This is a genomic window from Pseudonocardia sp. DSM 110487 (assembly GCF_019468565.1).
Classification (GTDB): domain Bacteria; phylum Actinomycetota; class Actinomycetes; order Mycobacteriales; family Pseudonocardiaceae; genus Pseudonocardia.
This window is the reverse complement of sequence record NZ_CP080521.1, coordinates 1,914,172-1,932,780: the sequence shown is the minus strand read 5'-3', so window position 1 is coordinate 1,932,780 and position 18,609 is coordinate 1,914,172. Positions and strand designations below refer to the sequence as shown.

Genomic DNA, 18,609 nt, shown 5'->3' with positions numbered 1-18,609 from the left:
ACGTCTACAGTTTCCTGTGCAGTTACTACACGCCGTTCAAAGAACGAACAGGGGAGAACCGTGGAGATCGGGATACTGGGCGCGACCGGGATGATCGGCGGCCGCGTAGTGGAGGAGGCGGTCGACCGCGGACACCGCGTCACCGCGTTCACGCGCTCTGCGGCGCGGATCCCCGCCGAGGCGGGCGTGGTCCGGTGGGAGGTCACCGATCCCCGCGATCCCGGCCGGTTGGCGACCGACCTCGCCGGCCTTGATGTGCTCGTCAACGCGACAAACGCCGGCAACGGTGTCGCCGAGACGATCACGAACGCCGACGCCTTCCCCGCGATCGCACGAGCGCTGCTCACGGCCATGGAGTCGCTCCCGCGGCTGCGCCTGATCGTCGTCGGCGGCGCGGGGAGCCTGGAGGTCGCGCCGGGCACGCGGGTCGTCGACGTCGAGGGGTTCGCCGAGAACCTGCCCGCCGCGCTCGACGTACCGGCCGACTACGCCAGGGCGGTGCTCGCGGGCGTCGAGGCGCTCGCCCTCTACCGGCTGTCGGACCGCAACTGGACCTACGTCAGCCCGTCGGCCGGTCGCGTCCAAGCCGGCAAGCGCACCGGCCGGTTCCGCATCGGCGGCGACCAGCTCCTCGTGCGTGAGGACGGCACCAGCGACATCTCGGCAGACGACCTCGCCGTCGCCGTGCTCGACGAGGTCGAGCTGCCCCGTTTCGTCCAGCGGCGGTTCACCGTCGGCTACTAGCGGGTCACATGGTCAAGATCGGCACATCAGGGACATAACACTCATATCTGAGCGTCATGTACCGATCCTGCCGATCATGGATCACTCCGGTGCCCCAAGGCTCGGATCCGATCCGCATGGGCGAGCTGCAGGGCTCGCCCGCGCTCCAGGAAATCGGCGATCAGCTCGAGCTCGGCCGCCGTCCAGCGGTGCAACGCGGCTACCCCTTCCTCGCCGACCGGCCCGTAGATCCGCTCGACCAGCTCGCGCGCCGACCCGGTGAGCGCGACGACGGCACGCCTGCGGTCCTCGGGGTCCGCCTCGCGGGTGAGGTATCCGCGCGATACGAGCCGCTGGATCGCGGTCGTCGCGGCCGCGGGGCTCAGGTGGACGGCGGCGGCGACCTGCCCCGCCGTCAGGGGACCACTCACCACCGTCCCGAGGATCCGCAGGTCGGTGCGGTTGACGCCGAGCACGGTCGCGGCCGCCGCATCCACGGCATCCGCCGCGTCTCCGAACTCGGACGCGGCCAGCGCCGCCCGCTCAACCGCCGATTGCTTCGACACTCGAAGGAGTCTAACCTGGTCCCGAATCATTTCGACGATCGAAAGGATCGCCCGTGGCGACCCACACGCTGCCGCGCTGGCTCCCCGCCGTGAACCGCCTGGTGAGGTTGTTGCAGCGCCTCGGGCTGCAGCTCGGCACGATCCACGTCCTGACCGTGCCGGGCCGCGCCTCCGGCGAACCACGACCGACGCCGGTCTCGCCGCTGACGGTCGGCGGCCGCCGGTACGTGATCGCGGCGTTGCCGCGGTCGGACTGGGCCCGCAACGTCCGCGCGGCGGGCACGGGCGAGCTGGCATACGGGCGACGCCGGCGACGGGTCACGCTCACCGAGATCACCGACCCCGGCCTGCGCCGCACCGTCGTGCGCGCCTTCCCCACCGAAGTGCCGCACGGCGTCCCGTTCTTCGTGCGCCTCGGGCTCGTGAAAGCCGGCGATCCCGACGAGTTCGCCGCGATCGCCGACCGCGTCACGGTGTTCGAGCTGCGCGACGCGTGACCCGCCGTACCGTCAGCGACGAACGACAGGAAGAACTCTTCCTTCAGACGGCGACGGGAAGCTGCGACCGTCTTCTCGCACGCTCGTACACCCGAGAAGAAGCGTGCAGGCCGCGCCGGTTCGACAGAATTTCCCGCGCCCCACGAAATCGTGAGGCGTGCCGCACCGCCGCAGCCACCACCTCGACCAGGAGGGAAGAACACATGTCGAGAATGGTTCGTCGAGCATTGGTTGTCGCGGCGGCAGGTATGGTCGTGTTCGGAGGCGTTTCGTTCACCTCGCCGTCGGGCGCATACGCCGACACACCGGAGCACCGCAGGTGTGCCGCGGCGATCGCAAAGGGAGGCCCGAAGACCTGCAAGCCCGCGCCTATGAGTGACCGCGAACGCGAATGCTACCGTGCAGGAGCGATCGGCGCCATCCCCGGCATCGTCACCCAGAATCCGCTCGGCGCCGGAGCCGGCGCCATCGCGGGTTGCATTTCCGGGGCCACGGCACCGGGCGCCGGCGACGACTGACACAGCTCCGCTGTTCGGTCGCCCGCGCAGACGATCCGCGGGCGACCGAACAGCGATCAATGGGTTCAGCGCCGGCCGAGCAGCGACTTGCGCCGGCTGTAGAAGAAGTAGACCAGCAGCCCGAGCAGGAACCAGCCGGCGAATCTCAGATAGGTGAGCGGTTCCAGGAAGCTGATCAGCCAGATCGAGAACACCACGCCGATCGCGGGCACCACCGGCATCCCCGGGCAGCGGAACGACCGCGGCAGGTCGGGCCGGCGGTAGCGCAGCACGATCACCGATATGCACACGACGATGAATGCCAGCAGGATGCCGATGTTCGTCAGCTCGGCGGCGTCACCGATGGGCAGGAATCCGGCGATCACAGCCGCAACGGCCCCGAGGGTCCAGGTGATCCGCGTGGGCTGGCGGTGGACCGGGTCTGTTCTGGACAGCCACGGGGGCAGCAGCCCGTCGCGGCTCATCGCGTACCCGACGCGCGCGGCGCCCATGAGGAACGTGAAGAGCACGGTGAGGATGCCGAGGATCGCCCCAGCGGCGATGATCGCGCCCAGCAGCGGCAGCCCGACGCCTGCGAAGGCTGCTGAGAACGGCGCATCCGTGTTGATGTCAGGATAGTTGACCATGCCGGTGAGCACGAGGCAGGCGAGCACGTAGAGCACCATCGAGATCGCCAGCGAGTAGATGATCGCCTTTGGCATGTGCTTCTGCGAGTCCTTCGACTCCTCCGCCGCCGTGCTCATCGCGTCATAGCCGAACACCGCGAAGAAGACGACGGCAGCGCCGGCGAATGCACCCGTCAGCCCGAACGGAGCGAACGGGTCGTAGTTCTCCGTGTTGATGTGGAAGACACCGACGCCGATGACCAGCAGTACGACGGCCACCTTGAGGTAGACGAGGAACGTCTCGAAGCGCGCGGCGCTACGCATCCCGCGGGTCAGCACGAACGCGATCAGCAGACAGAGCAGCGCAGCGAACAGGTCCACGGAGTAGGTTCCGGGCGCGACGCCTTCCGGCTCCGTCCCCGGCGCACCCAGCATCCAGGCAGGCAACGACACGCCGAGATAGCTCAGCAGCTCGCCCAAGTAGCCGGAGATCCCGATCGCGACGACGGAGACGATCGCGGTGTACTCCAGCAGCAGGTCCCATCCGATGAACCAGGCGGCGAACTCCCCGAGCACGACGTAGCCATAGGTGTAGGCCGAGCCTGCCCTCGGTATCAGCCCGGCGAACTCGGCGTAGGAGAACGCCGCCGCCGCGCTCGCGATACCGGCGACGAGGAAGGAGATGACGACGGCAGGGCCGGCCTTCTCGTTGGCGACGACGCCGGCGAGCGAGAAGATCCCCGCCCCGATGATTCCGCCGATCCCGATCGCCGTGAGCTGCCACAGCCCGAGCGTCCGTTGCAGGCCGCTGGGCTCCTCGTCAATCTGTTCGATCGGCTTTCGCCGCAGCAACGCGTTCATCGGTAGGGACAATGTCTCCTCCTCAGCCTCGGGTCAGCAGTGACCGTGCGAAGAACGCCAAGTTCGCCGGCCGCTCCGCGAGCCGGCGCATGAAATAGCCGAACCATTCCGTGCCGTAGGGCAGGTAGACGCGCACCCGCAGCCCGCGCGCCGCCAGGTCGGTCTGCGCGTGCGGGCGCACGCCGTAGAGCATCTGCAGCTCGTAGTCGCCGACCGAGCGCCCGCACCGCTGCGCGAGGTGGCGGGCGATCGCGACCAGGCGCGGGTCGTGCGTCGCCACCATCGGCAGGCCCTGCCCGGCCATCAGGATCTTGAGGCACCGGACGTACGACAGGTCGACCTCCGCGGTGCTCCGGTACGCCACCGACTCCGGCTCGTCGTAGGCGCCCTTGCACAGTCGCACGCGCGAGCCGGGCCCGGCCAGATCCCGGCAGTCGCCCTCGGTGCGGCGCAGGTGCGACTGCAGCACCGCCCCCACCCACGGGAAGTCCAGGCGCAGGTCGCCCACGGTGGTCAGCGTCGCGTCGGTGGTGGTGTGGTCCTCCATGTCGACGGTGACGGTGGTGCCCACGGCGGCCGCCGCCTCGCACACCTGCCGCGCCGACTCCAGCGCGATCTTCTCGCCGTCCTTCGGCAGCCGCTGCCCGAAAGCCGAGAGCTTGACCGACACCTCGACGCGGTCGGCGAGCCCCTCGTCCCCGAGCCGCCGCAGGAGCGTCCGGTAGGCGGAGACGTTCGCGTCGGCCCGCACGCGGTCCGTGGTGTCCTCGCCGAGATGGTCGATCGTGACGAGCCGGTCGGCCGCGATCGCGCGCGACACGACGATCGCCGCGTCGACCGTCGTGCCGGCGATGAAGCGATCGACCAGCGGATCGAACGGCCCGGCCTCAACGGCCGCGCGCACGGCGCCCGACCGGGCCGCCGCCAGCAGGGTGCTGCGGAGCATGCCGAGGACCGTAAGTCGCGAGGACGCCCGCATGCTTGTCCGAGCGGACAACGTTTCCGCAGCACCCTGGTCCGGTTCGACAGCTAGCGGCCGGGCCAGCCCCACCGCGGTCGCGCCACTACGACGATCGCGCGGTCCTGCCTCGGCCCGTCGCGGAACACGACCACATCGGTGGCACCACAGCTGCCAGCGAGCACCCGCACTGCCGCGGCGAGATCCTCGACGAGGAGCCCGGACGGCAGCCGGACCCAGAACCGGGCCTGGTCGACCCGGCACCGCGTCCGGACGATCGCGGGAAGCCGGCCGTCCCGTGTGATCACCCCGCCGCGCACGAGTCCCAGCCGCAGCCGGTGCGGCACGATCGCCCGCTGGGCTGCCACGAACAGCGCGTCCCGGACCGGTTCGAGCTTCGCCGCAGCGACCGCGGCCGTCGCGCCTGCACCGAGCCCGAGCGCGACAGCCCCTGGGCCGCCCAGCAGCCCGACCGCCGACCATGACGCGGCGCCGAGCAGTGCCACGATCGCCAGCTCGTACCACCACCGAGCGACCACGACCACCAGCAGCGGACGTCGCCGCAGCGGCGGAAAGAAGCGCCGGACATCAGCCGTGGTGACAGGCCTGTCGACCGTCTGTCGCTCGACGAGCTCTCCACTGTTGCAATTGCATGAGGCGCTAGTAGGCTCCATGTCGTTCCACCTCTTGCCTGTGCATCTGGACGGCGAGCGAGGAACAGACGTCGCGCGGTGTTGGCGCACCGGGCGACATCCAGAGAAGCGTTCGAGGCGGGCTCGCCGCTCACCTCGACGCCCACGGAGGAAGCGCTGCACCGGTCTCAACCACCGGATGCGGCGCTTCTCTCTTTCCAGGCTTCGTCGCGCCCGACAGAACGGGCACGCGGTCTCGCGGAGATAGTGTCCTGACGACCACCCCCTGCCCTGGCCGGCGCCGCAGGATCGCGCGGATGACACCCGCGATCGACGTGGCGACACACTGAATAGTGCGGGGCAAGTTGCCTCACCGCAAGTGGTGAAGCTGCTACCGTCACGAGCCGTGCAGCGGATCCGTCCGAACGGCCGAAGCGGCTCATGACGGCAGGCCCAACGCCGGTCACCAGCCGGCGAGAGCTCGCGAAGCTCCTGCGGGAGCTCCGCGCTGGGCATGGACTCCCCCTCGAGGAGGTCTGTAGCGCGACCGGGATCAGCGCGAGCTTCCTCTCCCGGGTCGAACGCGGTCAGCGCGGTCTGGGCGACGCCAACGCGCAGCGTCTCTGCGACGTCTACAAGGTCCCCCTCGCGACCCGGGCTCGGGTGAGGCAACTTGCCTCGCTGGGCCGCGAAGGCTCATGGTGGGACGACAAGCTCATTCCTCGCCCGATTCGCGAGTACATCGGAGTCGAGCAGGCCGCCACGTCCATCGCGTCCTACGGATCGATCATTCCTGGCTTGTTCCAGACGAGGGCCTATGTCGAGGCGGCGATGGCGAGTACCCAGTTCGAAGCTGATACCGGCGTTCGGAACACGGCGACCGAGCAACGGCTCCGGCGACAGGACGTCCTCAACAGGGCCGATCCGCCGTGGGTGCACACCCTTCTGGACGAGTCCGTGCTCCACCGAGTGACGGGCGGTGTTGCCGCCTTTCGTGAACAACTCGAAGTCCTGCAACACGCAGGCGAGCGCCCGCGCGTCACCATCCAGGTAATCCCCTTCCAGGCCGGTGCGCATCCCGGCGTGGACAGCCGGTTCGTCATCGTCAGCACGAGCGAGGACCACACTCCAGAACTCGTCCATGTGGAGGGATTGTCCGGGTTCCGCAACTTCGAAAAGCCCGAGGACCTCGGACATTACGCGCGCGCATTCCGCATCCTCTCCGCAGTTGCGCTGACGCCTTCCGAGACGCGCGACCTGCTTACGGCCACGATCGCCCGCCTCGATCGCGGCCAGTGAACGCCCATGGGCGTACTAGCCCGAACGGGGCAACAAGATTGCACAGCGACCGCAGTCACTGGTACTTTCGCGCAGCTCGCACGCTCCCCCGCGCCGGCAGCTCGCCCGTTTGCCACTCTGCTGCTCCGGTCGGGCTACGGCCCTGATCGAAGGCGAACACGTGGAAGAGGGCACTCCCGGGAATCTCGTGTGGATCAAGGCGAGCCGGAGCTACGGCATAGGCGAGTGTGTAGAGCTTGCCGCCGACGGCGACGTGATCCGCCTCCGCGACAGCAAAGACCCGGCGGTGCACCTGCGTTTTACCCGGGCGGAGATAGCTGCGTTCCTTGAGGGCGCCCGACACGGAGAGTTCGACCACCTCAGCTGACGGTCCGACCGGCTAAAGTGCGCCCACTCCCCTCGTCCGATCCGACGAGCGCCGCGAGGAGGCCGGGCATGGACACCACGCTCCGCCGGCTCCTCGCCGCCATCGGCGAGCCGCTGGTGGAGGTGGCCGCCGCGCCGTCTGGCCTGGACGTCCTGCTCACCGGGCTCGCGATCGTCGACCCCGACGACGAACCGGACAGCTACCCCGGACAGCTGGTGCTGGTCATCGGGGTACGGGGGCGGGCCGCGACGGCCGCGCTGCGCGCCGCGGCCCGGCGGGGAGCGGCTGCCGTGGCGGTGAAGGCGGGCGGCCCGGCGGACGTGCTGCGGGCCGCCGCCACCGACGCGGGCGCCGCGCTCCTGCTCGTGCGCCCGGACGTGCGCTGGGAGCGCCTCGAGTCGCTCGCGCGCGACGTCCTTCACGAGGGCGGCGCCGCAGGGGACGACGGTTCCGGGGACCTGTACTCGCTCGCCCAGACGGTCGCCCTGCTCACCCGCGGTGTCGTCAGCATCGAGGACACCGCGAGCCGGGTGCTCGCCTACTCCCGCTCCGATGCCGACGCGGCGCAGGTCGACGAGCTGCGCAGGCTCTCCATCCTCGGCCGCCAAGGCCCCGCGGACTACCTGCGGATGCTGCGCGAGTGGGGCGTCTTCAACCGGCTGCGGGACGGCGAAGATGTCGTGCGCGTCGACGAGCACGCCGAGCTGGGCATCCGACGCAGGCTCGCGATCGGGATCCATGCCGGTCACCGCCAGCTCGGCACGATCTGGGTGCAGGAGGGTGCGGAGCCGTTCGCCGAGCGCGCCGCCGAGGTGCTGGTCGGCGCCGCCCGGGTGGCAGCGGGCCACCTCGTGCGCAGGCGCAGCCAGCAGGCGCCCGGCGGGCGGTGGGAGCGGGACCTGGTCGCTGGGCTGCTCGACGAGCGGGCGAGCCCGGACCTGGTGGCCGGCACGTTCGGGTTGAACGAGGACGCGGGCGCGCTGGTCGTCGCGTTCGCCATGCGCGATGGCGACGCCGCCTCCCAGGAACTGGTCGTCGCCGAGCTCCTCGAGGTGGTCTCCGTGCACGCCGCGGCGCACCGGCGGGCCGCACTCTGCGCGGCGGTCGGGGGGCGCGTGTACGCGGTCCTGCCGGAGGTACGCGGGACCGACGGGGCGCTGGCCCTGTGCACCGAGGTCGTGGCGGCCGCACGGCGTCGCAGCGACATCCGGGTCCAGGCGGGAATCGGGTCGCCCGCGGCGCGGCTCGCCGGCGTCCCGAGCTCCCGGCGTGAGGCCGACCGGGTGCTCGACGCCATGGGCGAGGCCCAGGACGTGGCGGTGTTCGGCGAGATCCGCGCCGAGGTGCTGCTCACCCAGACCCTCGGATTGCTGGCGGCGAACCCCGACCTGCGCGACCCCGGCGTCGCCCGGCTCGTGGCCTACGACCGAGAGCACCGGACCGACCTCGTCGGCTCGGTGGTGGCGTGGCTCGACGCGATGGGCGACGTGCGTGCGGCGGCGGAACGACTCACCGTGCACCCCAACACGCTGCGCTACCGGGTCCGGCGGGCCACGGCGATCGCCGGACTCCGGCTGGACGATCCCCGGGCCCGGCTGGTGCACCACCTGCAACTGCTGGCAGCTGGACGCCATTCATAGGACGTTCGCCCTAATATGGCGCGTCCGGACGGCTCAATTCGCGCGGAACACGGAACAACGGGGCATTCGTGAGCGACTACACGAACTCCTTGCCGTGAACTGCAGTGAGCGGAAGCGCTCATCAAGGGGCCACCATATGAAGAACTCGTTCCGCAACATCAACGCACAGGTCGTACAGATGGGTGACACCGTCATCAACAACCAACCGCTGGTGGTCGACCTTCGCGACACGCGGAAACAGCTTTCAGATGCCGTGGCACACGGCGAGGTTGCTGTCGAGACCGGCGAGGCGTTGGGACGAGCCCTGGACGATGTGGAGCGGGAACTGGCCGAACCCACTCCCCGCCCGAACAGGCTACGCGCAATCGTCGAGGGGATGACCGCGCTCACCAGTGGGCTCACCGCTTCCGCCGGCCTGGTCGAATCCGTCGACTCCATCGCGCGCACCATCACCGGTGCGCAATGAGCGATCGACGGTTCCGTGATGTGCAGGCACAGGTGGCGCAGATCGCGGACGTGATCCACAACAACGCACCGGAGCGGTCGCCGGAGGAGCACGTCCGCGCTGGTCACGTCCTGCTCGCCAGTCAGGTGTACCCAGACGCGGTGCGCTCCTTCAGGGCGGCGCTCACCGGGGATCCGAGGAATGCGGAAGCACACTTCGGCCTGGCTCTGTCACTCCTGCAGGGCCGGCGGCCGCACCTGCACAGCGATGCGACGATCCGACAGATCGAAGGTCATCTGCGCGCTTCGACGACTCTTCCCGAAGCGCACGTCCTCGAGCTGCTCATTGCGGAGGACCACCGCTTGGCATGGCAGCGGGCGCCTCGACGTATCCCGAAGCACGTCACGGTGATGGTCCGGGAACTGTCCGCCGAGCGCGCCGAGCTCATTCTCGTACACGTTCCCGCTCCGGAGACCAGAATCTGGCGTGCGCTCGATCGGACTCGGAGGAAGCCCTCATGATCGTGACCGTGCCGATAGGTGGCGTCGGCAGCAAGAGCCGCAAGGAGGCTGTTCGGAAGTACTTCAAGAAGACACCGGACTCCTCCGAGGAGCGCAACGCCATCCGCATCATGATTCTCGCCGGCGTGGCCGCGGTCGCCGCCGTGGTCGTACTGATGAACGGTCCGTGGTTCGTCGGGGTCGCCGTTGGCCTGCTCGCCCTCGTCGCGCTCTCGCAAGGACTGATGCAGCGCGCGACTATCGACGCGGGTACGCGGCGGCCGAGCCGAAGCCGACGGACGCGCAGATGGACCAACTCCTCCGTGACGACATCCGCCGTGCCGCGGGTCGAGCCCTTCAGCGACTCGGGCTGACCCTCGACGAGCTGGAACTACGCAGCCGCGATGTCGACCCACTTGCGGTGGGCGGGCACCAGCGACTCGCCGACCAGGGGCGGGGACCCATCGCCGTCTTCGGCCCGACCGCCCAGGCGCGGGGCCGGATCGGCATCGATCGGAAATGGCGGTTCACGCGCTACGACGTCATGGTGATCTGTCCGACCGGGCATCACCTCGGCATCTACGAGTGCGTGTTGGACCTCGACTCCGGTCGGCGGCGAGAGGAAGAGACCAACGAGTACCACTACGCGGACGTCGTTGCCGTCCGGACGACGACGACCGCGACGCCCGAGGTCGCAATCAACGTGCTCGACCCGACGGCACACCACCAGATCATGCTCGGCGGCACCCTCCACAGGGAGTTTCAGATCATCGTTTCCAGCGGTGACCGGAGCTCGATCATCGTCGGCATCAAGGACGACGACGAACCCGGGGAAGCCGTCCTCCTCCAGGAATCCGGGATCGAGGCCGTGATCGAGGCTGTCCGGCGGATGCTCCGCGTCAAGAAGGGCGGGGTCGTCCCGTCGGTGTAGCCGGTGGGCCGAGCGGGCTTGACAGCGCACGGATACCACCGCAACACTGAGCCATATGGTTCAGTATTCCGGCGGGCTCGACGAGTCCTTCGGGGCACTGGCCGACCGGACCCGCCGCGGGATCCTCGAGCGCCTCGGAAAGCGGGAGGCATCCATCAGCGAGCTCGCCGAGCAGTTCGGCATGACGCTGACCGGGATGAAGAAGCACGTCCGCGTGCTCGAGGAGGCGGGTCTGGTCAGCACGGAGAAGGTCGGCAGGGTCCGGGTGTGCCGGATCGGCCCGCGCCGACTGGAGGACGAGACCGCGTGGATCGCGCGGTACCAGCAGATGCTCGAGGCCCGCCTGGATCGGCTCGGCGAGTTCCTCGAGCGGACGAAAGGGGACGAGCAGCGATGACCGAGGCGACGATCACCACTCCGGCCGAACGGGAGATCCACATCGAGCGGGTCTTCGATGCCCCGATCGACCGGGTATGGCGGGCCTACACCGACCCGGACCTCGTCGCGCAGTGGTGGGGCGGCGGCGAGAAGCTGACCATCGAGCGCATGGAGGTGAAGCGCGGCGGGCACTGGCGGATCGTCGTGCACGGACCGGAGGGCACCGACGGGTTCGAGGGCCGTTATCGCGAGGTGGTCCCCCAGGAGCGGGTCGTGCAGACGTTCGAGTGGGACGGCATGCCCGGCCACGTCGCGGTCGAGACCGCGACGTTCACCGACCTCGGCGACGGGCGGACGAAGGTCACGACGACTTCGCTCTTCCACACCGGCGAGGAACGTGACGGCATGCTGAACTCGGGCATGGAGCACGGCCTCAACGCGAGCTACGCGGCGCTCGACGCCCTGCTGGTGACGCTGGCCTGAGCCGGGCGGGCTCGTCCGGCCGGACAACGGCGAACCGGAATCGTTGTTGGGACGGACGAGCCCGCGAGCGGCCCGGCTTCCTAGGGTTCAAACAACCGCCGACCCTGGGGAGTCCCCTGCCATGGACGCCATCACGACCACTCCGGTCCCGCGGAACGAGCCGGTGCGCGACTACGCACCGGGTTCGCCGGAACGCGCGAGCCTCCAGGCCGCGCTCGCCGAGCTGGGCGGGACACGACACGAGCTGACCGTCACCATCGACGGCCGCCAGCACATGGCGAGCGGCGCGCCCTTCGACGTCGTCGCGCCGCACGACCACGCGCACGTGCTGGGCAGGGCCGCGAACGCCGGGCACAGCGAGGCGAAGGCGTCGGTCGAGGCGGCGCTGCGGGCAGCGCCCGCGTGGCGGGCGATGCCGTTCGACGAACGGGCGTCGGTGCTGCTGCGCGCTGCCGAGCTGCTGTCCGGGCCGTGGCGCGACCGGATGAACGCCGCCACGATGCTCGGGCAGAGCAAGACCTGCTACCAGGCCGAGATCGACGCCGCCTGCGAGCTCGCCGACTTCTGGCGCTTCAACGTGGCGTTCGCCCGCCAGATCCTGGAGAACCAGCCCAGCAGCGGCCCCGGCGCGTGGAACCGGATGGACTACCGGCCGCTCGAGGGGTTCGTCTACGCGATCACTCCGTTCAACTTCACCGCCATCGCGGGGAACCTCCCCACGGCCCCCGCGCTCATGGGCAACACGGTGATCTGGAAGCCGTCGCCGACGCAGACCCTTGCCGCGTTCTACACGATGCGGCTGCTGGAGGAGGCGGGCCTGCCGCCGGGCGTGATCAACCTGTTGACCGGTGACGGCCGCGAGATCTCCGAGGTGCTGCTCGCCGACCGGGCGCTCGCCGGGATCCACTTCACCGGATCGCCGCCGACGTTCCAGTACCTCTGGCAGCAGGTGGGCGCCAACATCGCGAACTACGCCGGCTACCCAAGGGTCGTCGGGGAGACCGGCGGCAAGGACTTCGTCGTGGCGCACGCCTCGGCCGACGTCGACGTGCTGCGCACCGCGCTCGTCCGCGGCGCGTTCGAGTACCAGGGCCAGAAGTGCTCTGCGGCCTCGCGCGCCTTCGTGCCGCGTTCGGTGTGGGCCCGGCTGCGCGACGACCTCGTCGCCGAGGTGCAGGCGCTCTCGATGGGCGACGTCGCCGACTTCGGCAACTTCATGGGCGCCCTGATCGACCGGCGGTCGTTCGACAAGGTGGCGGGCGCGATCCGGTCGGCACACGACGACCCCACGCTCGACGTCATCGCGGGCGGCACGGCCGACGACTCCGTCGGCTTCTTCGTGCGGCCGACGGTCGTTGTCGGCTCCGACCACAACCACGAGGTGTTCCGCACCGAGTACTTCGGCCCGCTGCTCGCCGTGCACGTCTACGACGACGGTGACTTCGACGAGGTGCTCGGCCACGTCGACCGCGGCGCACCCTACGGGCTCACCGGTGCCGTGATCGCCCGGGACCGCGCCGCCATCGACCACGCCACCGACGCGCTGCGCTTCGCGGCCGGCAATTTCTACGTCAACGACAAGCCAACGGGCGCGATCGTCAACCAGCAGCCGTTCGGCGGCGCGCGGGCGTCGGGCACCAACGACAAGGCCGGCTCGATCTACAACCTGCTGAGGTGGGTGAGCCCGCGGGCGATCAAGGAGACCTTCGTGCCGCCGACCGCGAGCCGCTACCCCCACCAGGACTGAGGAGGTACCCGCGGCCGCGGGGCTCGTCTATCGGGTGTGTGCCTCGATGCGCTCCAGGATCCACCGGATGCCCGGGTGCTCGGGCGTCCCGTCAGCCGCATCGGGTCCGGTGTCGAAGTCGTTGTTCCACTGCTCCGGCGTTCCCGGGTCGCCGAGGTGGTCGGGTGTGCCCACCCGCGAGGCACCCTGGAACCAGCCCGCCACGTGGACCATGAGGTGGACCTGCTTGCGCGGGTCCTGACCGACGTAGTCGATCAGGCGTCGATAGGAGTCCTTCCCGGCGATCGCGCCTGCGCTGCCGCTCACGTAGTCCTCGTCGCGCCATGCGCCGAAGATGCGACGCCACTCCGGGAAGTCGATGTAGTAGCCCTCCCGGGCCGCCACGGACGACGAGTCGTCCAGGAAGCCTTGTCCGCTGCCACCGAACGACTCGATGTTGATGATCGGTTTGCTGGTGTGGTCCTTCAGTTCCTCGAACGCGTCGATGGCCTTGCCGCCGTCGCTCCCTGCGTCGTGCATCAGCACGTCGACGTCATCCAGGTCGGCGATCTCCTCGCTGTCGTCGACCTCCACCGTCCCGGTACCGACGAGACGGCCCGGGGCGGCCTCCTTCACGGCGGCCAGGTACTTCTCCAGGTTGTGCTTCGAGGTGAGCGAGTTCGACAGATCGGGCTCGTTGAAGACGTTGAAGATGACGTTCGAGTAGTCCTTCAGGGCGGTGGCCGCCGTACGCGCAGCGGCGGCCAGTGTGTCCCGTGAGTCGTCGTCCGCCGCCGACCGGTAGAACAGCCCGACGATCGCCACCATCCCGCGGGCATCGGCCGCCTGGACGATCCGCCTGGTCCGCTCGATGACCTCCGGCCCGGTGGTGGACCCGTTCGACGTGTGCTGATCGTCGTCCCCGAACCCGACGATCGAGGTGATCTCGCTCGAGTCGTGGTCGATGTCGCCGTCGGGCGTGAACACCTGCGTGTACCCACCGCTCGAGCCCTGCAGCCACACGATGAAGCTGTTCACGCCGTGGTCGCGCCACGTGTCGAGCTGGGAGATGAGCTCGTCGGTCCAGTCGTCGCGCATCGCCGCGCTGGCCACCCGGAACCCGAACAGCGTGGACGGAGTGCCGTTCACCAGGATCTGGCTGCCCTCCACCGACACCGTGGTCTGCGAGCGGCCCGGCGCCGGCGTCGGATGCCCCGCCTCCTGCGCCGGTCCGCATGCGGCGATCAGCAGGACCAGCACGCTGGTCAGCGCGGCACGAAGCGTCACGGGTGGACGGTAGCCAGGACGCGCACCACATCGAGCAGGGACCGGTCGTCGCCAACGTTGCCGGGGAACACCACGTAGGGGATGCCGGTGGCCGGGCCGCCGACCGGCTCCCACAACGAGACGATGCCGGGCAGCATCGGCCCCCGGACGATCGCGTGGCGGATCTGCAGCCCCTCGCTCGCGACGTCGGACGATGTGATCCCGCCCTTGGCGATCACGAACCGCGGCGCGCGCTGCGCGAGCGTGCGTCGCACCACGTGGACCAGGCCGGCCGAGACGGTGCGCGCGATCTGCAGGCTCGCGGCCGCCGAGTCCGTCCGCATGAGCGTCCGGCTCGTGTGCAGGATGACGTCGCCCTCCGCGAGCGCCGCGACCACCTCGGCGACGACCGGGTCGAGCGATTCGAAGCCGATCCCCGCGCTCGATGTCATGTTGCGCATCAGCTCGCGGACCTGCAGCTCGACCACCCGGGCGCTCGGGTGCTCTGCGCGCAGCACGTCGAACTGCCGGGTGGTGAGCCCCACGTGGGAACCGATGACCACGAGCCCACCGCCGGGTCCGGGCGCCCGCCCCGCGAACGCCTCGTCCGCGGTGAGTGGCGCGCGGACCTCCTGCCCGATCCGGCCCCTGACGAACGGCGGCCCCACCCGGTACAGCAGCGTCTTGCCCCGCCGCTCCGCCTCCGCGAGCCCGAGCGCGAGCGCGCGCAGGTCGTTCTCGGTGACGATGTCCGCGACGGCCGGCGCGCCGCCTGCCGCGCGGTCGAGGGCGTCCGCGATCGCACCGGCCCCGCCGCGGATCACGTTCAGGTCGAGGACGATCACGTCTCGCGCCGGGTAGCGGCCGCCGGACTTCTCCTCCACGTACTCGGCCAGGCGCGACGACCTGAACCCGAACGTCGCGTCCTGCGCGAACTCGGTCTCGGCCACCGGCGTGAGCCCGCCCGAACCGTCGCGCATGTAGTGCGTGCCCCCGATCGTGACGCGCCCCGCGTCCGGGAACGCGGGCACGATCACCACGGCGTCGGTGTGCACACCGGAGGCCTGCGCCAGCTCGTCGGCGATCACCTCGGGTTCGAGGGGGAAGTGCCCGCGCAACGTCGAGTCGCTGCGGCTGACGAACCCCAGCGCCTCCCCGCCCGCGGCCGAAAGGGCGTTCCGCACGACCTCGCGGTTGCGCTTCTCGGCCTCGGCGGGATCCAGGCTCCGGGTGTTGGTGAGCACGTACACCGCGGAGGCCTGCTGGGCGAAGGCCCACTCGAAGTCCTCGGCGGACCAGCGGGTGAGCACGGGCAGGTCGGCGACGGACTGGGTGCCGGTCGGATCGTCGTCGAGCACGACGAGGGTGCGTCCCGATGCCACGACGGACGCCGCCACCTCGCGCGCCGCGATCTCGACCTCGGGCGGGTAGCCGGCGAGCAGTTCGGACTCGATCACGTTCACGAGATCTGCAGCCCGCCGTTGATGTCGTACGTCGCCGCGGTGATCCAGCCTGCGTCGTCGCCGAGCAGGAACGCGATGAGCGCCGCGACCTCGTCGCGCGTGCCCACCCGCCCCAGCAGCGTGTCGGCGGCCATCGCGGCCTTGCGCTCGTCGGTGAGCGTGCCGCCCATGATGTCGGTGTCGATCGGCCCCGGGGCCACCGCGTTGACGGTGATGCCGTGCTCCCCCACCTCGCGGGCCAGCGCGCGGGTGAAGCCGATGATGGCGGCCTTCGACGCGCTGTAGGCGACCTTCGAGTACGTGCCACCGCCGCGCTGCGCCGAGACCGACGAGACGCTGACGACCCGGCCTTTCTTCCGCTCGATCATCCCGTGCAGCACCCGCTGGGTGACGATGAAGGTGCCACGCATGTTGATCGCGAAGACGCGGTCCCAGCCCTCCACCGTCTCGTTCATGAACGGGACGGGCGAGCTGATGCCCGCGAGATTGGCCAACCCGACGATCGGCGGCAGGCCGGCCTCCACCTCCGCGATCGCCGCGTCGACGGCGGCCTGGTCGGAGACGTCCACGCCGACGCCGAGCGCCGGCACGCCGTGAGCGGCACCGATCTCGGCGGCCGCAGCCCGCGCCTGGTCGGCGTCGATGTCGAGCACCGCGACCGCCCAGCCCTCGCCTGCCAGCCGGTCGGCGGTGGCGCGGCCGATACCGCGCGGGGAGGCCGCGCCCGTCAGCACGGCGGTACGTCCGTTCTCGGTCATGCCGTCCTCTCCTCGTAGGTCTCGATGACGCGCGAGTCGTCGCGCGCGGACAGGCCCGCGTCGGCGGCCTGCACGTAACGATCCCGCGCCACGTCGAGCAGCGGGGTGCGGGCGCCCACCGCGCCTGCGGCGTCGGCCACGAGGCCGCTGTCCTTGACGAAGATCGAGATCGCGCTGGTGACGTCGACGTCGGTGCCCTGCAGCATGCGCGGGCCGCGGTCGGACAGCATGAACGAGCCTGCTGCGCCCTGCTCCACCAGCGAGAGGACCTGGGCCTGGTCCAAGCCGAGCTTGCCGGCGAGCGCGAGCGCCTCGGCGGCCGCCACGATGTGGACGGCGCACAGGTGCTGGTTGACGACCTTGATCGCCTGTCCTTCGCCGACCTCGTCACCGACCTCGCGCACGACGCCGAGGGCGTCGAGCACCGGGCGCGCCGCGGTGACGTCCGCGGCTGGGCCGGAGGCGAAGAGGGTGAGCTCACCGGTCTTGGCGCGCGCGACACCGCCGGTCACGGGCACGTCGAGCACCGAGGCGCCGGCCGCCGTCAGCCGTGCGGCTTGCGCACGCACCGACTCCGGTCCGACCGTGCTCATGACGATCCAGCGCCGGCCTGCGACGTCCCCGGCGAGCGCCTCGGTGACGAGGCCGGCGAGCTGGTCGGGTGTGGCCACCATCGCGACCACGTACTCGGCGCGGGGCGCATCTCCGAAGTCACCGACTGCGGGTACCCCGGCGGCGCCCGCCCGCTCGAGCGCGGCGGGGAGCTTGTCGACCCCGGTCGTGTCGTGGCCGGCGTCCACCAGCCTGCGAGCCATCGGAAGGCCGATGGCCCCGATCCCGACGAAGGTGACGGTTGACATGGGCTCCTCCTAGGAATGGGTCGCAGAGCGCCAGACGACGAAGTGGCGGCGCATCGCGGCGCCCGCGGCGGCGCCGTCACGGGCGACGAGCGCCTCGACCACGTCGAAGTGCACGGCGTCCGAGGGCCGCGTTGCCCCGTCGACGAGGGGTTCACGTTCCGCGGCCAGCCGCCTGCGGTCGACGACAGCGCCACGCAGGACGTGCGCGAGGCCGTCCCGCATCAGGGTGAAGATCGGGTTGTCCACCACGGTGAACAGGCGACGGTGGAACGCCAGGTCGGCTTCCAGCGCGCGATCCTGGTCGCCCGCGTCGACCGCGCGCACCATCTCGTCGACGAACCCGCGCAGCTCGGCCACGTCGGCGTCGGTGACGCGCTCCGCCGCGGCCTCGGCCACCGAGATCTCCAGCATCTCCCGGGCAGCGCTGAACTGCTCGTGGGTCAGCTGGCCGAGCTGGCGGGAGAGGTCGAAGTAGAGCCGCAGGAAGCCGGCGTCCGGGACCTGGAGGTACGAGCCGCGCCCTTGGGTCCGGTCGAGGAAGCCCAGCATCTCGAGCATGGACAGCTGCTCCCGCAGCGACCCGCGACTGACCTCGAGGCTCGCCCCGAGCTCGCGCTCGGTCGGCAGCCGCAGCCGACCGGTGCCCGGCTCCGGCACCGCCTGCTCGGCGAGACGGCGGACCAGGAACAACAGGTCCATCGCCTCGCCCCCTCGCAGATTGGTTCGACCAATCTAGGGCACGTCCACGATTGGTTCAACCTTTCCAGTCGAGCTGGTGCTCGGGCACGCCGACGCTCCTCCCGTACGCGACGACGTGCGCACGCGCGGGCCCGTCCCCTTGCCGGTACCGGAACGAGCGCCCGGCGAAGACCACGACGTGGTCGGCCCCGACCTCGAAGTCCGCATACCAGCCACCTTCAGCGAGCAGGGCGGCGGCCAGCGCGTCGGCGAGCTCGCCCGCCCGATCGTCGGGCGCCTCGATGTCGAAGAGCGTCCAGATCGGCGGTTGGCCCGGCCCGGTGGACGCCGCGACGTCCTCCCGCCACACCCGGACGACCCGCATGTCGGGCACTTCCAGCACGGCGCCGGGGCGGAGGCTCTCGGCGATGATGCGTGCGCGCAGCATCACCTGA

General features: G+C 70.3%; 23 protein-coding genes. 13 read left to right on the top strand and 10 right to left on the bottom strand.

Translation table 11 applies throughout. The annotated features are described in order from the left end of the window. The first annotated feature begins 60 nt into the window (after window positions 1-60). Window positions 61-744, top strand: a complete 684-nt coding sequence (locus K1T35_RS08790) for an NAD(P)-dependent oxidoreductase (RefSeq protein WP_220259666.1) — start codon at window positions 61-63, stop codon at window positions 742-744. Window positions 745-818: 74 nt separating this feature from the next. Here K1T35_RS08790 and K1T35_RS08785 read toward each other — a convergent pair whose 3' ends face one another. Further along, on the bottom strand, window positions 819-1,289 hold the full coding sequence (locus K1T35_RS08785; RefSeq protein ID WP_220259665.1) for a MarR family winged helix-turn-helix transcriptional regulator: 471 nt from the start codon (window positions 1,287-1,289) through the stop codon (window positions 819-821). Between the two features lie 53 nt (window positions 1,290-1,342). Here K1T35_RS08785 and K1T35_RS08780 point away from each other — a divergent pair, with 53 nt between their 5' ends. Then, window positions 1,343-1,786, top strand: coding sequence for a nitroreductase/quinone reductase family protein (locus K1T35_RS08780; protein ID WP_220259664.1), 444 nt, complete (start codon window positions 1,343-1,345; stop codon window positions 1,784-1,786). Further along, on the top strand, window positions 1,783-2,304 hold the full coding sequence (locus K1T35_RS08775) for a hypothetical protein (RefSeq protein ID WP_220259663.1): 522 nt from the start codon (window positions 1,783-1,785) through the stop codon (window positions 2,302-2,304). The genes K1T35_RS08780 and K1T35_RS08775 overlap by 4 nt, the downstream gene beginning before the upstream one ends. Window positions 2,305-2,369: 65 nt before the next feature. Here K1T35_RS08775 and K1T35_RS08770 read toward each other — a convergent pair whose 3' ends face one another. The 3 genes from K1T35_RS08770 to K1T35_RS08760 form a co-directional block, all read right to left on the bottom strand. After that, entirely contained in the window at window positions 2,370-3,770 is a 1,401-nt protein-coding gene (locus tag K1T35_RS08770) for an amino acid permease (protein WP_220259662.1), read from the bottom strand. A 22-nt stretch (window positions 3,771-3,792) separates the two neighbouring features. Beyond that, window positions 3,793-4,716 carry a proline dehydrogenase family protein gene (locus K1T35_RS08765; protein WP_220259661.1) on the bottom strand — a complete coding sequence of 308 codons (924 nt, stop codon included), beginning with the start codon at window positions 4,714-4,716 and terminating at the stop codon, window positions 3,793-3,795. Between the two features lie 83 nt (window positions 4,717-4,799). Beyond that, entirely contained in the window at window positions 4,800-5,273 is a 474-nt protein-coding gene (locus K1T35_RS08760; RefSeq protein ID WP_220259660.1) for a hypothetical protein, read from the bottom strand. 528 nt (window positions 5,274-5,801) lie between these two features. On the opposite strand from K1T35_RS08760, the gene K1T35_RS08755 reads away from it, so the two are divergent. The 10 genes from K1T35_RS08755 to pruA all read left to right on the top strand — a co-directional run bounded on the left by K1T35_RS08755 (window position 5,802) and on the right by pruA (window position 13,150). After that, window positions 5,802-6,659 (top strand): helix-turn-helix transcriptional regulator, encoded by an 858-nt coding sequence (locus tag K1T35_RS08755; RefSeq protein WP_220259659.1) that lies wholly within the window; start codon window positions 5,802-5,804, stop codon window positions 6,657-6,659. A gap of 160 nt (window positions 6,660-6,819) precedes the next feature. Further along, window positions 6,820-7,026, top strand: coding sequence for a DUF397 domain-containing protein (locus K1T35_RS08750; RefSeq protein WP_220259658.1), 207 nt, complete (start codon window positions 6,820-6,822; stop codon window positions 7,024-7,026). Window positions 7,027-7,094: 68 nt separating this feature from the next. After that, window positions 7,095-8,666, top strand: coding sequence for a CdaR family transcriptional regulator (locus K1T35_RS08745; protein ID WP_220259657.1), 1,572 nt, complete (start codon window positions 7,095-7,097; stop codon window positions 8,664-8,666). Window positions 8,667-8,802: 136 nt separating this feature from the next. Next, window positions 8,803-9,132 (top strand): hypothetical protein, encoded by a 330-nt coding sequence (locus K1T35_RS08740; protein WP_220259656.1) that lies wholly within the window; start codon window positions 8,803-8,805, stop codon window positions 9,130-9,132. Between the two features lie 32 nt (window positions 9,133-9,164). Beyond that, window positions 9,165-9,632 (top strand): tetratricopeptide repeat protein, encoded by a 468-nt coding sequence (locus tag K1T35_RS08735; RefSeq protein ID WP_220259655.1) that lies wholly within the window; start codon window positions 9,165-9,167, stop codon window positions 9,630-9,632. Beyond that, window positions 9,629-9,985, top strand: coding sequence for a hypothetical protein (locus tag K1T35_RS08730; RefSeq protein WP_220259654.1), 357 nt, complete (start codon window positions 9,629-9,631; stop codon window positions 9,983-9,985). Before K1T35_RS08735 ends, K1T35_RS08730 begins: the two co-directional genes overlap by 4 nt. 47 nt (window positions 9,986-10,032) lie before the next feature. Then, a complete protein-coding gene (locus tag K1T35_RS08725; protein WP_220259653.1) occupies window positions 10,033-10,542 on the top strand; it encodes a hypothetical protein in 510 nt (169 codons plus the stop codon). A gap of 55 nt (window positions 10,543-10,597) precedes the next feature. Further along, the gene (locus K1T35_RS08720) at window positions 10,598-10,939 is read left to right on the top strand and encodes a helix-turn-helix transcriptional regulator (RefSeq protein ID WP_220259652.1); all 342 of its coding nucleotides are present in this window, start codon (window positions 10,598-10,600) and stop codon (window positions 10,937-10,939) included. Beyond that, window positions 10,936-11,403 (top strand): SRPBCC family protein, encoded by a 468-nt coding sequence (locus K1T35_RS08715; RefSeq protein WP_220259651.1) that lies wholly within the window; start codon window positions 10,936-10,938, stop codon window positions 11,401-11,403. The genes K1T35_RS08720 and K1T35_RS08715 overlap by 4 nt, the downstream gene beginning before the upstream one ends. A 121-nt stretch (window positions 11,404-11,524) precedes the next feature. Then, window positions 11,525-13,150 carry an L-glutamate gamma-semialdehyde dehydrogenase gene (gene pruA, locus K1T35_RS08710; RefSeq protein WP_220259650.1) on the top strand — a complete coding sequence of 542 codons (1,626 nt, stop codon included), beginning with the start codon at window positions 11,525-11,527 and terminating at the stop codon, window positions 13,148-13,150. Window positions 13,151-13,177: 27 nt separating this feature from the next. Here the strand turns inward: pruA and K1T35_RS08705 are convergent, their stop codons facing one another. The 6 genes from K1T35_RS08705 to K1T35_RS08680 are packed head-to-tail and all read right to left on the bottom strand — an operon-like array spanning window position 13,178 to window position 18,602. Then, on the bottom strand, window positions 13,178-14,416 hold the full coding sequence (locus K1T35_RS08705; RefSeq protein WP_220259649.1) for a cellulase family glycosylhydrolase: 1,239 nt from the start codon (window positions 14,414-14,416) through the stop codon (window positions 13,178-13,180). Next, entirely contained in the window at window positions 14,413-15,858 is a 1,446-nt protein-coding gene (locus tag K1T35_RS08700; RefSeq protein WP_220259648.1) for a four-carbon acid sugar kinase family protein, read from the bottom strand. The genes K1T35_RS08705 and K1T35_RS08700 overlap by 4 nt, the downstream gene beginning before the upstream one ends. Further along, a complete protein-coding gene (locus K1T35_RS08695) occupies window positions 15,855-16,616 on the bottom strand; it encodes an SDR family NAD(P)-dependent oxidoreductase (protein ID WP_220259647.1) in 762 nt (253 codons plus the stop codon). The genes K1T35_RS08700 and K1T35_RS08695 overlap by 4 nt, the downstream gene beginning before the upstream one ends. Beyond that, on the bottom strand, window positions 16,613-17,476 hold the full coding sequence (locus K1T35_RS08690; protein WP_220259646.1) for an NAD(P)-dependent oxidoreductase: 864 nt from the start codon (window positions 17,474-17,476) through the stop codon (window positions 16,613-16,615). Before K1T35_RS08690 ends, K1T35_RS08695 begins: the two co-directional genes overlap by 4 nt. 9 nt (window positions 17,477-17,485) lie before the next feature. Then, window positions 17,486-18,175: a FadR/GntR family transcriptional regulator gene (locus tag K1T35_RS08685; RefSeq protein ID WP_220259645.1), complete on the bottom strand. Its 690-nt coding sequence runs from the start codon at window positions 18,173-18,175 to the stop codon at window positions 17,486-17,488. A gap of 55 nt (window positions 18,176-18,230) precedes the next feature. Beyond that, a complete protein-coding gene (locus tag K1T35_RS08680; RefSeq protein WP_220259644.1) occupies window positions 18,231-18,602 on the bottom strand; it encodes a hypothetical protein in 372 nt (123 codons plus the stop codon). Window positions 18,603-18,609 lie beyond the last annotated feature (7 nt).

Bases quoted from the DNA above. Each gene is read 5' to 3' on its own strand.
- K1T35_RS08730 (WP_220259654.1), top strand. From the start codon at position 9,629: ATGATCGTGACCGTGCCGATAGGTGGCGTCGGCAGCAAGAGCCGCAAG.
- K1T35_RS08695 (WP_220259647.1), bottom strand. From the start codon at position 16,616: ATGACCGAGAACGGACGTACCGCCGTGCTGACGGGCGCGGCCTCCCCG.
- K1T35_RS08720 (WP_220259652.1), top strand. From the start codon at position 10,598: ATGGTTCAGTATTCCGGCGGGCTCGACGAGTCCTTCGGGGCACTGGCC.
- pruA (WP_220259650.1), top strand. From the start codon at position 11,525: ATGGACGCCATCACGACCACTCCGGTCCCGCGGAACGAGCCGGTGCGC.
- K1T35_RS08765 (WP_220259661.1), bottom strand. From the start codon at position 4,716: ATGCTCCGCAGCACCCTGCTGGCGGCGGCCCGGTCGGGCGCCGTGCGC.
- K1T35_RS08740 (WP_220259656.1), top strand. From the start codon at position 8,803: ATGAAGAACTCGTTCCGCAACATCAACGCACAGGTCGTACAGATGGGT.
- K1T35_RS08715 (WP_220259651.1), top strand. From the start codon at position 10,936: ATGACCGAGGCGACGATCACCACTCCGGCCGAACGGGAGATCCACATC.
- K1T35_RS08755 (WP_220259659.1), top strand. From the start codon at position 5,802: ATGACGGCAGGCCCAACGCCGGTCACCAGCCGGCGAGAGCTCGCGAAG.
- K1T35_RS08680 (WP_220259644.1), bottom strand. From the start codon at position 18,602: ATGCTGCGCGCACGCATCATCGCCGAGAGCCTCCGCCCCGGCGCCGTG.
- K1T35_RS08690 (WP_220259646.1), bottom strand. From the start codon at position 17,476: ATGTCAACCGTCACCTTCGTCGGGATCGGGGCCATCGGCCTTCCGATG.
- K1T35_RS08770 (WP_220259662.1), bottom strand. From the start codon at position 3,770: ATGAACGCGTTGCTGCGGCGAAAGCCGATCGAACAGATTGACGAGGAG.
- K1T35_RS08745 (WP_220259657.1), top strand. From the start codon at position 7,095: ATGGACACCACGCTCCGCCGGCTCCTCGCCGCCATCGGCGAGCCGCTG.
- K1T35_RS08685 (WP_220259645.1), bottom strand. From the start codon at position 18,175: ATGGACCTGTTGTTCCTGGTCCGCCGTCTCGCCGAGCAGGCGGTGCCG.